Annotated in this window: 10 protein-coding genes; 4 read left to right on the forward strand and 6 right to left on the reverse strand. The window is 70.0% G+C overall.

Annotation, left to right across the window (positions count from 1 at the left end; genetic code table 11):
* Positions 1–28: 28 nt before the first annotated feature.
* The 4 genes from qcrB to ctaE are packed head-to-tail and all read right to left on the reverse strand — an operon-like array spanning position 29 to position 4,407.
* Positions 29–1,771 carry a cytochrome bc1 complex cytochrome b subunit gene (qcrB, locus tag H8838_RS07920; protein WP_224766461.1) on the reverse strand — a complete coding sequence of 581 codons (1,743 nt, stop codon included), beginning with the start codon at positions 1,769–1,771 and terminating at the stop codon, positions 29–31.
* Positions 1,768–2,841, reverse strand: coding sequence for a cytochrome bc1 complex Rieske iron-sulfur subunit (gene qcrA / locus H8838_RS07925; protein ID WP_181310590.1), 1,074 nt, complete (start codon positions 2,839–2,841; stop codon positions 1,768–1,770). The genes qcrB and qcrA overlap by 4 nt, the downstream gene beginning before the upstream one ends.
* The gene (gene qcrC, locus H8838_RS07930; protein ID WP_224766462.1) at positions 2,838–3,710 is read right to left on the reverse strand and encodes a cytochrome bc1 complex diheme cytochrome c subunit; all 873 of its coding nucleotides are present in this window, start codon (positions 3,708–3,710) and stop codon (positions 2,838–2,840) included. The genes qcrA and qcrC overlap by 4 nt, the downstream gene beginning before the upstream one ends.
* Before the next feature lie 49 nt (positions 3,711–3,759).
* Positions 3,760–4,407 (reverse strand): aa3-type cytochrome oxidase subunit III, encoded by a 648-nt coding sequence (gene ctaE / locus H8838_RS07935; protein ID WP_181310591.1) that lies wholly within the window; start codon positions 4,405–4,407, stop codon positions 3,760–3,762.
* 128 nt (positions 4,408–4,535) lie between these two features.
* Here ctaE and H8838_RS07940 point away from each other — a divergent pair, with 128 nt between their 5' ends.
* The 3 genes from H8838_RS07940 to trpD are packed head-to-tail and all read left to right on the forward strand — an operon-like array spanning position 4,536 to position 6,928.
* Complete coding sequence (locus H8838_RS07940) at positions 4,536–5,459, forward strand: cytochrome c oxidase assembly protein (protein WP_181310592.1); 924 nt, start codon at positions 4,536–4,538, stop codon at positions 5,457–5,459.
* 13 nt (positions 5,460–5,472) lie between these two features.
* On the forward strand, positions 5,473–5,892 hold the full coding sequence (locus H8838_RS07945; protein WP_181310864.1) for an Rv3143 family two-component system response regulator: 420 nt from the start codon (positions 5,473–5,475) through the stop codon (positions 5,890–5,892).
* A gap of 4 nt (positions 5,893–5,896) precedes the next feature.
* Positions 5,897–6,928 (forward strand): anthranilate phosphoribosyltransferase, encoded by a 1,032-nt coding sequence (trpD, locus tag H8838_RS07950; protein ID WP_185994933.1) that lies wholly within the window; start codon positions 5,897–5,899, stop codon positions 6,926–6,928.
* Positions 6,929–7,041: 113 nt separating this feature from the next.
* Here the strand turns inward: trpD and H8838_RS07955 are convergent, their stop codons facing one another.
* Positions 7,042–11,496: a hypothetical protein gene (locus tag H8838_RS07955; RefSeq protein ID WP_185994932.1), complete on the reverse strand. Its 4,455-nt coding sequence runs from the start codon at positions 11,494–11,496 to the stop codon at positions 7,042–7,044.
* 171 nt (positions 11,497–11,667) lie between these two features.
* Complete coding sequence (locus H8838_RS07960; protein WP_185994931.1) at positions 11,668–13,161, reverse strand: hypothetical protein; 1,494 nt, start codon at positions 13,159–13,161, stop codon at positions 11,668–11,670.
* A gap of 158 nt (positions 13,162–13,319) precedes the next feature.
* Between H8838_RS07960 and H8838_RS07965 the strand changes: the two genes are divergently transcribed.
* Positions 13,320–14,588 carry a hypothetical protein gene (locus H8838_RS07965; RefSeq protein WP_185994930.1) on the forward strand — a complete coding sequence of 423 codons (1,269 nt, stop codon included), beginning with the start codon at positions 13,320–13,322 and terminating at the stop codon, positions 14,586–14,588.
* Positions 14,589–14,593: the final 5 nt, after the last annotated feature.

Consider the following 14,593-nt stretch of genomic DNA (forward strand, 5'->3'; position numbering starts at 1 on the left):
CGGGCGTTCGCCGCGCTACGTCAGGCGGTCAGTGGCGCAGCTCCGCGCCCTCGACGTCGTCATGGCCGTCGAACTCGTGACCGTCGGCCGGGTGCTCCAGGCCGGACTGGAGCTCGTGCTCCTCGTCGGCGTGGTGGTGCGCCGCCTCGAGCTCGGCCCGCGTGGGCTTCTGCACGTTGTGCCCGTTGAACCAGGCCGAGAGGCGCGCCCGGAGCCGGTTGGCCCGGGTGCCGGGTGCCGGGACGCCGTTGGCGTCGACGTCGCTCTCCAGCGTGTAGACCTCGTCCCGGTCCCGCGCGGTGAGGGTGTACTGCGTCTCCGGGTCGAGCGGCAGGTGCCGCTCGCTGTAGGAGCCCTCGGGCGAGCGCATGATGATGCCCGTCTCGTAGCCGTGCAGGAGCTTCTCGTTGTCGTGACGCTGCAGCGAGAGGCACCAGCGGCGGGTGATCCAGAAGGCGATCAGCGGACCGACGAACACAGCCACCCGCATGAAGTAGGTGATCTGGTTGATGCTCAGGTCGAACTTGATCGCGATCAGGTCGTTTCCGCCGGCCGCCCACATCAGACCGTAGAAGGTCATCAGGGCGACCATCACCGCCGTACGGGTCGGTGCGTTGCGCGGACGCTGCAGCAGGTGGTGCTCACGCTTGTCGCCGGTGATCCAGGCCTCGATGAACGGCAGCAGGAGGACCACCACGAACAGCAGGATCGGCAGCACCAGGATCGGCAGGAAGACGTTCCAGGAGAGCGTGACGCCCAGGAACTCAGACTCCCAGCCGGGCATGATGCGCAGCGCACCGTCCGGCCAGCCCATGTACCAGTCGGGCTGGGAGCCCGCGGTCACCTTCGACGGGTCGTACGGGCCGTACTTCCAGACCGGGTTGATGGTCATGAACCCACCCATCAGGGCGGTGACACCGAAGACGATGAAGAAGAAGCCGCCGGCCTTGGCCGCGTACACGGGGAGCATCGGGTAGCCGACGACGTTCTCCTCGGTACGACCGGGTCCAGGCCACTGCGTGTGCTTGTGGTAGACGAGCAGCAGCATGTGGGCGGCGATCAGGGCCAGCAGGATGCCCGGGATGAGCAGCACGTGCACGATGTAGAGGCGCGGGATGATCGCGTCGCCGGGGAACTCGCCGCCGAAGAGGAAGAACGACATGTAGGTGCCGACCACCGGGGCCGACTTCATGAAGCCGTCCGCGGCCCGGACGCCGGTGCCCGAGAGCAGGTCGTCGGGGAGCGAGTAGCCGGTGAAGCCCTCGAGCGTGCCCAGGATGAGCAGCAGCATGCCGATCACCCAGTTGAGCTCGCGCGGCTTGCGGAACGCGCCGGTGAAGTAGACGCGCATCAGGTGGACCATCATCGAGCCGATGAAGATCATCGCCGCCCAGTGGTGCATCTGCCGCATGAGCAGACCGCCGCGGACGTCGAACGAGATGTCCAGCGCCGAGACCATGGCCTCGGACATGTAGATGCCGCGCAGCTGGTCGTAGGAGCCCTGGTACTGCACCTCGGACATGCTGGGGTTGAACCACAGCGTCAGGAAGACACCGGTCAGCAGCAGGACGACGAAGCTCCACAGAGCGATCTCGCCGAGCATGAAGGACCAGTGGTCGGGGAAGACCTTGCGGAGGTTCTTCTTCATGGCGCTGCCGAGGCCGAGGCGCTCGTCAGCCCACGTCGCGAGGCCTCCGGCCTTCGAGGGCTTCTTCGCGGTCGCGGCCGCGGAAGCGTTGGTGGTAGCCACCTTGGTGGTGTCGACGCTCACTTCGAGTCACGCTCCCAGTAGCTCGGACCGACGGGTTCGGTGAAGTCGCTCTGCGCGATCAGGTAACCCTCGGAGTCCACAGCCAGCGGGAGCTGGGGGAGGGGCCGGGCGGCCGGGCCGAAGACGACCCGGGCGCTGTCCGCCAGGTCGAACGTCGACTGGTGGCAGGGGCAGAGCAGGTGGTGGGTGGTGCGCTCGTTGAGCGAGATCGGGCAGCCCACGTGGGTGCAGATCTTGGAGTACGCCACGATGCCGTCGACGGTCCAGTTCTCCCGGCCCTTGCCCGGAGTGATGTCGTCGGGCTCCATGCGCAGCAGGATCAGCGAGGCCTTGGACTTGGCCACCTGGAGGGGAGCACCCTCCAGCACGTGGTGACCGTTCTCGTCGACCTCGAAGATCGCGGCGGGCTGGGCGTTGACCAGGTCGCCGACCTCCAGGTCGGAGACCTTGATCGGGGTGCCGAGGACGTCGCGGACGACGCGCTCGCCGGCCTTCCAGATGGTGTGCTCCAGGCCGCCACCGTTCTCCGGGTCGACGACCTCGTCGGAGAAGGGGAGGGGGCCCAGGTCGCGGAGCAGCACGACGGCCGGCAGGCCGAGCGCGGCGACGGCACCCAGGAGGGAGTTGCGCACCAGGGGACGACGACCAATGCCGGACTCGGCGAGGCCGGTCTGCAGCGCGTCGACGGTGGCGGCACGGTCCTCGTCGGAGGAGCGCGCCGGGTGCCGGTACTCGACCAGCTCGTGGTCCGCCATCAGCTTGCGGGCCCACTGGATGATGCCGACGCCCAGGAGCAGCAGCGCCAGGCCCAGGGTGGCGCCGAGCGTCACCGTGGAGGCGCCGAAGCCCATCAGGGTGTCAGCGTCCTCGCCCACCTGGAAGGTGAAGTACGCCACCACGAAGAGGACGGCGAACAGGGTGGACAGGCCGAAGAAGGTCGCCACCTGCCGCTCGGCGCGCTTCTCGGCGCGCTCGTCGACGTCGGTCGGGCGCCAGGTGTGTGCCGGGAGCCCCGGGTCCGCGATCGGGTCGCCCTCGACCGCGGGGAGGTTCTGGTCGTGCTCGCTCACGCTTCCACCTTGTCCTTCTTCGAGCGGGTCGAGTGCGCCGCGATCCAGATCGCGAACCCGACCAGGCTGCCGATGCCGACGACCCAGGCGAAGACGCCCTCCGAGACGGGGCCGAGGCCACCGAGGCCGAAGCCGCCGTACTCCGGCTCGTCCTCCAGGGACTTCAGGTAGGCGATGACGTCGCGCTTGGCGTCGGGCGGGATGTTGCCGTTGGAGAAGACGTCCATGCTCTGCGGGCCGGTCAGCATGGCCTCGTAGATGTGCTTCTCGTCGACGCCCTTGAGCGAGGGGGCGTAGCCACCTCGGGGCATGGCTCCGCCCGAGCCGTTGAAGTTGTGGCAGGCGGTGCAGTTGGTCAGGAAGATCTGCCCGCCGCGGGAGATCGCCTCCTGGCGCTCCTCGTCGGAGAGACCGTCGATGCTGTAGTCCTCCGAGGAGGGGATCGCCGGGCCGGGGCCCAGCGAGGCGACGAAGGCAGCCATCGCCTTGGTCTCCTCCTCGTTGTAGAGCCGCTCCTTGCGGGGAGCCTGCTGGCCCGGGTTGGACATGGGCATCCGGCCGGTGCCGACCTGGAAGTCGACAGCGGCGGCGCCCACGCCGACCAGCGACGGGCCGAGGTTGTAGCCGTCACGGGCGGTGCGGATGCCCTCGCCGTTCAGGCCGTGGCAGGAGGAGCAGCCCACCAGGAAGAGCTCTCGACCCTGGTCGATCAGCTCCTGGTCTGCCTTGGTCTCCGACGCCGTGGCAGGCGCGAAAGCGGCGTACAGCCCGCCGGTCATCACAAGACCGAGCAGCAGCACGGCCAGTCCCGCGAGCGGGCCCCGGCGGTGCCGGGACAACCGTCCAGCGGTTCGGTTCAGGAAACGCACGTGAAAATTCCTCTTCAGATCCGGTTCGGAGACTCAGGGGGACGAGGACTCATTGAATGAGGTAGATGGCAGAGAACAGGGCGATCCACACGACGTCGACGAAGTGCCAGTAGTAGGACACGACGATCGCGCTGACCGCCTGCTCGTGGGTGAAGCGTCGGGCCATGTAGGTGCGGCCCAGGACGAAGAGGAAGGCGAGGAGCCCGCCCGCGACGTGGATGCCGTGGAACCCGGTGGTCAGGTAGAACACCGAGCCGTAGGCGGAGTCCTGGATCGTGAGGCCGGCGTGCACCAGCTCGGCGTACTCGAAGGCCTGACCGGCGACGAAGATGGCGCCCATGATGTAGGTCAGGACGAACCACTCGCGCAGTCCCCAGCCCTTGACGTCGAAGAGCGATCCCTTGCGGCCGACCTGGCCGCGCTCGGCGGCGAAGACGCCGAGCTGGCAGGTGACCGAGGAGAGCACCAGGATCGTGGTGTTCGCCGTGGCGAAGCCCACCGTCAGGTGCTGGGTCTCCTGCGCCCACAGGTCCGGGCTCACCGCGCGGATCGTGAAGTAGGACGCGAAGAGGGCTGCGAAGAACATCAGCTCGCTTGCGAGCCAGATGATCGTCCCCACGCTGACCATGCTCGGTCGGTCGTGGTGCCCGTGAAGTCGGGATGCCGGAATAGCTGTTGCAGTCGCCACGGGAGACATTATGGGGGTACTTCCTGTGAGGGTTGCCTCTGCCCCCTCGTTTGAGCGTTTCCCGTCATGCCCGCGCCGCTGCGGGCCCGGGGCCCGGCACCTGATTACCCGTTCCGGGCGCCGCGTACTCTGGAGTAATGCTCGTCCAGTCCGTGGGATCCCCGACGCTGCCTGAGTTCACCGTGGGGCGCGTGTTCACCGACTGGGGCATCGACCCGCTGCCGTTCATCCTGACCGTCTGGGTGGCCGGCCTCTACCTGCTGGGAGTCTGGACGCTGCGCCGTCGTGGCGACCGGTGGCCGGTGGGACGCACGGTCGCGTTCGTCGGGCTGGGCATGGGCGCCTTCTTCTTCGCCACCGCCTCCGGTCTGGCCCGCTACGACACGACGCTGCTCTCGGCGCACATGGTCCAGCACATGATCCTGTCGATGGTCGTGCCGCTGTGCCTGGCGCTCGGGGCCCCGGTCACGCTGGCACTGCGGACGCTCCCGGGCACTCCGCGACGCTGGCTCCTGGCGGTGCTGCACTCCCGGGTGGCCAAGGTGCTGTCCTTCCCGCCACTGGCGTTCGGGCTCTACATCCTCTCGCCGTGGGCGCTCTACTTCACCTCCTGGTACGACGCGAGCCTGACGTCGTCGTACGTGCACGAGATGATGCACATCCACCTGGTGGCGGTCGGGGCGATCTTCTTCTGGCCGCTGATGGGCGTGGACCCGGTGCCGGGCCGGGTGGTCTGGCCGTTCCGCCTGCTGCTGACCTTCATGACGCTGCCCTTCCACGCGTTCCTGGGCGTCACGATCATGGGACAGAGCACGCTCATCGCCGGCGACTGGTACCTCGCGCTGCGGGAGGGTCCGATGGGCTCCTGGCTGCCGGACGCGATGGACGACCAGCACCGCGCCGGCGGCATCCTGTGGGCGTCGGGCGACCTGATCGGCATCATCTTCCTCATCGTCCTGTTCGCCCAGTGGGCGCGTTCGTCGATGAAGGAGGCCGTGCGCGAGGACCGCCGGCTGGACCGCCTGGAGGCGCGGGAACAGGTCAGCCGTCGCGCCGGGTAGCATCGGGCGCGTGATGGACTCGAACGCCTCGAAGACCACCCCGCTGAAGGTGCTCGTCTACTCCGACGACGTCAACACCCGCCAGCAGGTCATCCTCGCCCTCGGGCGTCGACCCCACCCCGACCTCCCCGAGCTGGAGTACGTCGAGGTGGCCACGGAGCCGGTGGTGATCGCCACCATGGACGCCGGGGGGATCGACCTCCTCGTGCTGGACGGCGAGGCCGTCCCGGCCGGCGGCATGGGGATCGCCAAGCAGCTCAAGGACGAGATCTACGACTGCCCGCCGGTCCTGGTGCTCACCGGGCGTCCTCAGGACGCCTGGCTGGCCACCTGGTCCCGCGCGGAGGCCGCCGTGCCGCACCCGCTCGACCCGATCCAGCTGGCCGAGTCGGCGGTCGCGCTCCTGCGCTCGCGGCTGCCCGCCACCGCCTGATCGGATGGCTGCCAGCAGCTGGCCCGAGGTCCTCTCCGGCCTCGTGGCCGGGCGAGACCTGACCCTGGAGCAGGCCCAGTGGGCCATGGGCCAGGTGCTCGCCGGTGAGGCGACCCCGGCCCAGATCGCGGGCTTCGCGGTGGCACTGCGGGCCAAGGGCGAGTCCGTCGACGAGATCCAGGGGCTCTCCGACGCCATGCTCGCGGCGGGGAACCCGATCTCGGTGCCCGGCCGACTGCTCGACGTGGTGGGCACCGGCGGCGACCGCTCGATGTCGGTGAACATCTCCACGATGGCCGCGATCGTCGCCGCCGCGGCCGGTGCGCGCGTGGTCAAGCACGGCAGCCGCTCTGCGTCCTCCGCGTCAGGCTCCGCGGACGTCCTGGAGGCGCTCGGCATCCGGCTCGACCTGACGCTCGACCGGGTCTCGGCGATCGCCGAGGAGGTGGGGATCACCTTCTGCTTCGCCGCCGCCTTCCACCCCGCGATGCGCCACGCCGCCGCCCCGCGCCGCGAGCTCGGGATCGCGACCAGCTTCAACCTGCTCGGACCGCTGTCCAACCCGGCGCGGCCCGCGGCTCAGGCGATCGGCTGCGCCGACCCCCGGATGGCGCCGGTGATGGCCGAGGTGTTCGCCCGCCGAGGGCTGGACGCCTGGGTCTTCCGCGGGGACGACGGCCTCGACGAGCTCACCATCACCACCACCTCGACCGTGTGGAGCGTCCGCGACGGGCAGGTCGAGGAGTGGCAGGTCGACCCCACGTCACTGGGACTGTCGCTCAGCCCGCTCGACGCGCTGCGCGGCGGGGACCCGGCGTACAACGCGGGCGTGGTCCGCAGCCTGGTGGCGGGGGAGCAGGGGGCCGTGCGCGAAGCGGTGCTGCTCAACGCCGGGGCGGCGCTCGCCGTGTACGACGCGGAGCCCGGAACCCCGCAGGAGCGGCTCGCCGCGGGCCTGGCCAAGGCTGCGGAGGCCGTGGACTCGGGTGCTGCGGCGGACCTGCTCGAGCGCTGGGTGGCGGCCTCAGCTCGCTGAGCGGCGAGGCGGGCCGCTGGCGCCACGAGCAGGTGAACGATCCGTGGCCCCCCTACGGTCGACCGTGACCGCGGTGCCGCGAGGCGCACCGCGGTCCGGCCGGTTTGCCCTCGTCAGCGCTTCTTGCGCTTACCGCCCTTATTGACCACCAGCTTGACCGCGCGCGAGGTCGAGCCGGAGATCTGCTGGGTGCCGACGTAGTAGACCTTGATCTTGTTCTTCGGCTTCTTCAGCCGAGGGAGGGTGAGAGTGACCGAGCCCGACTGGCTCTCCTTGAGAACCGTCTTGACCAGGAGCTTGCGTCCGGCTTTCACCATCACCGGGCCCACAGGGCCACCCAGTCCGTCGACGCTCACGGACACCGTGATCGTCGCCCGGTCCTTGCGCGTGATCTTCTTCGCCGAGAGGACCGCATGGGCGGTCGACACCATCTTGGGGATCTTGACCGGGGACGAGGTGGAGGTGCCGTCGGCGTACCCGCCGAGCGAGGCCACCACGACGACCGAGAGGTCCTGGGCGGCGTCCTTGGGGCCGACCTGATAGCCGTTCCCCCGGGCATCGGGGATCGCTGTCCCGTTGCGCAGCCACTGGTAGGTGAGCCGCGCACCGGCGGGCCAGGTGCCGCCGGAGACGTCCAGCCGGCCGCCCACCCGGGCGTCACCGGTGACGTGCGGGGACGCCGAGGCCTGGAGTGCCGGACCAGACACCGCTGTCACAGCGTTGCTCGTGATGGTGGCCGTGGTGTGCCCCCTCTTGGTGCCCACCACCTGCACCGCCAGCGCCTTGCCCAGGTGATCGGCTGTGACGGCGAAGCTCGGTCCGTCGGCTCCCTGGACCCGTCCGTCGACGGTCCAGCGGTACTCGGTCCGGACGTCCGGGAGGTCCCACACGACGTCGTTGCGGGTCAGGACCTCCCCGACGCGTCCCGAGCCGGCCACTGCGGGCACGGCCGTGGCCCGGGGCGCGGCGCCGGTGGTGGCGGTCAGCGGGTTGCTCCGGATCTCGCCGTCGGAGTATCCCGGTAGCCGTCCGGTAGCGCGCAGGGTGATCTGGCGCCCCTCGTCGTCGGAGAGCATGGTGTATGCGAGGCCGCTGGCGCCCGGGATCGGTGACCCGTCGCGGAGCCACTGGTAGAGGGTGGTCACGCCCGGGAGGTCCCACACGGGCGCGGTGCCGGTCAGCAGCGTGCCGACCAGACCCGGGCCCTCGATCCGGGGGGGCGTGGTCGCCTGGGGGGCCGTCGCGACGGAGAAGCCGACCCAGGCCGAGGAGCTGAGGTCGCGCTCGTTCGCGTCCAGGGCCACCACGCGCCACTCCCACTGTCCGCCGGCAAGGGGCTGGCGCGGGGTCCAGGCGAGCGCCGGAGTCTTCCGGTCCTCGTCGATCCCGCTGGTGCCGGGGCGGCGGCGTTGGAAACGGTAGGCCGTGGCGCCGGGGACCGGGGCCCAGGTGAACTGGGTCTCCAGGGGCGCGACCCGGGCACCCTCGACGGGGGTCACCGTGCGTGGGGTCGAGCCCCGGACGATGAAGGAGGACCAGCCGGCCGCCTGCCGAGCCGTCGCGCTCCAGGCGCCCTTCCGTCCCCGCGCATCCACGCGCTGGACACGCCAGACGTAAGGCTCGCTGCTGGCCGGAAACGGGTTCTCCGGACTGAGTGCGACCTGCCGGACCTCGGTCCGGCTCAGCACCAGGTTGTCGGCGCTGGCGTTCACGTCGCCGGCCCGGTAGACCTCGACGTTGTAGCTCGCCGCATGGTCCATGGGCGCCCAGCGAAGGGGAGCGAGGCCGTCGGTAAGGGTACCGGCGGCGGTGCTCCCGTCGGTGGCCGGAGAGATGGGCCGAGGGCTGCCGGAGGACTTCACGAACTGCCGCGGCTCGCTCCACGGCAGGCCGTTGCCCGACCCGTCGAAGGCCCTGACCCGCCAGTAGTTGATCCCCTCCGGGTAGGTCTGAGAGATCGAGGTGTAGCTCGTCTGGTCGACCTGGCGGTCGTCCCACACGTCGCTGTTGAAGGTGGGGTCGCCAGAGACCTGCACCTGGTACTGCCGTGCCTCGGTGCTCCCCGGGGTGCCGAGCGCAGACTCGTAGCCCTCGGGCACCCCGGGGCCTCGTGCCGCGGTGTTCCGCGACGTGGCGAGGTAGTCCTGCCAGGACAGGGTGACGTCGTCGCGCACCTTCACGGTGTCGGCCTCGGACGTGCCGAGCGGGTCGCCAGGACCCGCCAGGGAGACCGGCAGGGCCTTGATGTTGAACGACTCGGTGGCGCCGAGCAGCTCGCCGCAGACTCCGGCGGAGGTGCATGGGCGTACGGACCACCAGTACGCCACGCCGGACTGTCCGGACGGGAGTGCCACCGTCGGCGTCCAGGAGTTGGTGCTGGTCCTCACTGGGAACTGGATCGGGTAGCCGTCCCCGCTCCCGACCAGGTTGGTGAGATTGGCGTTCTTGGAGAGGTAGATCTCCCAGTAGCCGGCCTGGATGCTGCCAGGGATCTCGCGGTCCCACGTCAGCAGCGGGGTCTTGCGCAGGTTCTGGCAGCCCTGCTCGACGTCGGTCCGGCAGGCCTCGCCGCGCGCGAGGGACTGGCCGCTCAGGCTCGCCCGTGGCCCGACGACCCGTTGCGGCGCGACGATGGTGAACTCGCCGACCGGACCGACTGCGATCCGGGCGCCGCTCGCGCCGCGCGCCTCGACCTGCCACTCGTAGGTGTCCGGGGAGAGGAAGGTGATCGAGGTGTCCTCGCCCGCCGGGTACGGGAAGCTCCCCGGGACGGCGGTCCACGCCACCCCGCCCGCCTTCCGGACGAACAACCGGTAGTCGGTCGCCCCGGCCACGGGGTTCCAGCGCAGCGTCGGGAACCGGCCGAACGAGCCGGTGGTGGGTGAGATGTCGGAGATGGCGGAGGCGGTCGGCGGGTCTTGTGTGACCACCTCGAAGCCGGGGAGGCGACCGATCAGGCTGGTGCCTCGACGCCCGTCCTCGGTGATGCTGATGACGTCCCACTCGTAGCGGCCGGGCTCGAGCACGCGGCGCGGGGTGTACGAGGTTCCCGCGGTGCTGTCGTTGACCACGTCGCGGCCGTCCTGGGTGCGGACGATGACCTGGTACCGGGCGGCGCCCGGCAGTGCTCGCCAGGTGAGGGTGGGGACCTCGACCCGGGCTCCTTCGGTGGGGGAGAGAACCTGGACGCGGGGAGGCTCGTAGCGGAAGCGTCCCACCTCGATCTTTCCGAGGGTGATGTCGGTCTGGGGCGCCGGGCCGCCGAACTCGTCGTAGCCGATGACGCGCCAGTAGTAGTCCCCTCCGGCGCTCGGCATGCACTCGCCGTTCCCAGCGCCGTCGCTGCCCCAGGACGGGGTGAAGGTGGTGTGCACGGTGCTGCACCGGCTGACCTCGCCGGCCGGAGTGAACGTCCGGTTCCGGCTGACCTCCAGGACGTACCGGCTCGCGAGCTTCACCGGCTCCCACTCGAAGTACACCGGGTCCGTGACCACCGCCGGTGTCGTGAAGACGAGGTCGGAGGGCGTCGGTCCCGATCGGTCGATCGGGTGGAGAAGCCGGATCCGGTCGCTCCACCGACGCTCGAACTCGCCGGTGGGGCGGGACGGCCACGGCTGGACGTGCCCCAGCGAGTTCCTGGAGCGGACCCGCCAGTAGTACTGGTCGTGGTTGAGGGTGGCTGGAGGGGAGTAACGGGTCGAGGGGAGGCCCTCCACGTGGTGGGCGAGCGAGCTGAAGTCCTCGTCGTCGTCGAACTGCACGTCGTACGTCGTGGCGCCGGGAACCGGCGCCCAGTCCACGTGCATGTCCCCGTCCTGGATCAGCTGGTCCTGGGCGTTCACCGGCGCGGTCGGCATGGTCGAGACGGCGGGGGGCAGGCTGGTTACCCGGTAGGACCGGGTGCTCGACCAGTCCGTGAAGACCTGGGAGCCGAGGACTCCGCGCACCCGCCAGAAGTAGGCGGTCGCGACCTGGGGGTTGGGCACCACATAGGAGGAGGTCTTCGTCGAGTACGTCGTCACTCGGCTGGGGTCGACGAAGTCGGGATCCGGACCGATGGCGACCTCGTAGGAGGTCGCGGCGTCCCGGGGGAGAGGCGCCCACTCCAGGAGGACCGGGTCGCCGGGCTGGGCCAGCGTCGCACCCGGCGCGGGGCTGCTCAGGACAGGACCGTCGATGTTGCTCCGGCTCACCGAGGCGCGACCCCAGTCACTGGGACCGGCGGGGGTGTGGGCGCGGACCTGCCAATACAGGGTGGAGGTCGGGAGCTGGACCTCGGGGACGATCTGGCGGTTGGAGGTCGAGGCGCCCCAGACCCGGCTCTTGTACTCGGGATCGGTGTAGACCTCGATCTCGTAGGAGGAGGCGTTGTCGATCCACCCCCAGGAGAAGGTGGGGATGCCCGCTACCTTGCCCCCGCTGGGCTGCAGGCTGTTGGGCATGGTGGAGGCCGTGGCGACCTGCCACTGACCTGGTGCCAGAGTCCCGAGCCCGAGAGCGAGCGCGACGGCGACCAGAACGGCCAGCGCGCGGCGGATCGATGCCGCGGGCGCGGTGGTGGCGCGCATGGGTCCCCCTCAAGCATCGGCGGACCTGCGTCCGCCGATCTAGACGATGCTGAGGCGAACGCTAAGCAGGGGATGCGGTCGCTGTCAGGAGAACCGGGCGATTGTGACCTAACGGACGGGACCCTTCGAGACTGGCCGAGGACGGCGCCAAGACTCGGGTGTTCCACGCGGTCAGTCCCGTGACCCCGCCGCGTCCGCGAGCCAGCCGTCCGGTGCGACCAGGAAGGTCAGCGGTCCGTCGCCGGACTCGTCGTCACGCCGCGAGGGGTCCTGAGCCACCACCTGCCAGCCGTGGTCCGTGACCAAGGCATAGGCCAACGGTGTCTCCCCGGGGATCAGGGCGTGGGTGGTCTTGAGCTCGCGTAGGTCACGGTCCCATCCGGGCATCAGGTCGACGATGTCGGAGTTCCTGGCCAGCTCGGCGTCGGTGAACATGTCCCCGTACCCGTGCATCACGATGTCGAGGTCGGGGAAGAGCCACATGTCTGTGCCTCCGAGTCCCCAGTCGGTGAGCAGACCTGTGCCCGCGGGGAGGCGACCTGCTGCTGCGGACGCCGGGCTGTCGTGCCGGGGCTGCTCAGCCGACGTGAACGGCACCAAGCAGGCGAGCCCGGCCGATGCCGCGACTCCGAGGGCCACGAGCGCTCGGGTGTGCCAGGACAGCACCGGGCGGGCCGGCGTCAACGACCCCAGGCTGGCGGCCAGGAGTGGCACGAGCATGGACACGGCGACGGGGACGGAGCGGTGAGCGTAGAGCATCCACGCCGCAGCGAGCGAGAGCATCATCAGCCACAGCCAGGACTGGCGCCCCTCACTGCGCAGGGCGATCAGCACGACCAGGGCGAGCATCAGGGCCGCGGTCGCCGTCGTGGGGCTGGTGAACTCCGGTGCGCGCCACTCAGCGAAGTACTGGGAGATCCCGCCGACCCGTGAGGTGGCCGGGTAGAGCGAGGGTCCGACCACCGTGAGGCCAGCGGCCGCCAGCCCCAGCAGTGGCACCGACCACACCTTCCAGAGAGCGGGACGAGGGGCCGCGCCTTCAGGTGCGGGGGCCCCGCGACGGTCCAAGGTCAGTCCCAGGGCCGCGGCGAGGCCGACCAGGATCCCCGACACCCACATCCCGTGGAGCATGGCCCAGATCCAGGTAGCGGGCACCGTCCACCAGGGAAGGCGACTTCCGCGTCCGCTCCTCAGCCAGCTCGCGGTGAACAGGAGGACCAAGAGGTAGCTCGCGACCTGAGGACGGGCGGAGAGGAAGGACAAGCATCCGAAGACGGCGAGCGCAGTCACCAGGGCACCGGCCACCGCACCACCGAACCGCTGAGCGACGACCGCCGCCGTGACGATGAACGCGATGACGACGGTTCCGGAAAGCCAGACGACGCCCGGCAGACCGAACCAGTCCTCGGCCACTGCATACAGGACCTGACTCAGCCACTGGGTAGGCGCCCAGTCGGCGGTGGCATAGACGGTCACGCTGCCTGGGGCCCAGGGCGACCACCCACCGAGGAACTCCTCACCCAACCGAAGGTGGAAGTACGTGTCGGGGTTGGTCAGGGGCTCGGCAAGACGCTTGACCATGACGACGAGCGCGCCGGCGACGACGAGCAGGGGGACCCACACGAAGACGCCGGAGGCACGAGGGACCGGGGGAGCGGCGGACACCGAGACACCTTGTCACGCAGGCGCTTCCCACGGGCCCGTTTTCGCTGTCCCGGGAGAGCCACTGGATCTGACGGAACGCCCGACAGGCGGGCGGCGATCGGCGACAATCGCCACACGCCTCGGAGCAGCGGGGCCAGGGCACAGCGAAGGAGAGCACAGTGCACCTGCGTTCCGAAGGCGTCGCCGAGCGCCCGGATGCCGGCCAGAGCGAGGACGGAGCCCCACGCCAACGGCGGCTCCTGCAGCACTCGGTCTGGATCCCGCTAGGTGTCTTCGTCCTGGCCCGCGTCGTCTCCGGGCTCATCCTGGCGTGGGGCTCGGCCCGGCAGATGGCTCTGGGGCCAGGGAGCATTTCCAAGGTCACCCACCCGGAGGAGGCCGCCCCCGGGTACTGGGGTGTCCTCTCGAACTGGGACGGTCAGTGGTACCGCGCTGTCGTCGAGGAGGGGTATCCCTCGGTCCTCCCGACCTTGGACGGAGAGGTCCTCGGAAACAACTGGGCGTTCCTTCCGGGGTACCCGTCCCTGGTTCGCGCCGTCATGTTCCTCACCCGACTGGACTTCGTCCCCGCCGCCAGCCTGACCAGCATGGCGTGCGCGGCGACGGCCACCGTCCTGATCTACCGGCTGATGTTGGTGCGGGGCGGCCGGTTCTTCGCCTTCGCCGCCGTCGTCCTCGTCAACTTCTTTCCCTCGTCGCCGATCTTCCAGGTCGCCTACACCGAGGGCCTCGTGCTCCTGCTGGTCGTCTGCATCCTGGTGGCGCTGCACCGGCAGCGCTACGTTCTCCTCGTCCCGCTGATCGTGGCCCTGTCGCTGACCCGGCCCCTGACGCTGGTGGTGGCCGCACTGCTCGGCCTGCACCTCCTGCGCCGGCTGCGAGGCCGCCCCGAGGACGCGCCCAGTCGCAGAGAAGTGATGGGGCTGCTGGGCCTCGGCGCGCTGTCCGTGAGCCTCACCGGGCTGTGGCCCGCCATCGCCGCGATCAGGACCGGCGAGCCGTCCGCCTACCTGCTCACCATGTCCGCATGGGCCCAGGTCGGGGAGGAGCTCGGCCTGCACGAGAACTGGATCGGCCAGGTGTTCGTCGACCCAGGGGCCCTGCTGGTGGCCGGTGCGATCGCGGTGGTCGTGATCTACCGCGTGGTGAGGGGGCGTGTGCTGGTCCCGGAGCTGCGGGACTGGGGATGGCTCTACCCGCTGTACATGATGGGGGCCACCGCCCCGGGTGCAGGGATCTTCCGCTACCTGGTCCTGGCCATCGCGCCGCTCTGTCTGCTCTCGCCCGTAAGCGCCCTGGAGACCCGAGCGGACCGGACGATGCGGTTCGTCGTGCTGCTGCTGCTGGTGGCGGCGTGCGTGGTGGGGCAGGTGTTCTGGGTCAAGGAGGTGTACATCATGCACACCGACTACCAGCCCTTCCCCTAGACAGG

This window comes from Nocardioides campestrisoli (genome assembly GCF_013624435.2).
Taxonomy (GTDB): Bacteria; Actinomycetota; Actinomycetes; order Propionibacteriales; family Nocardioidaceae; genus Nocardioides; species Nocardioides campestrisoli.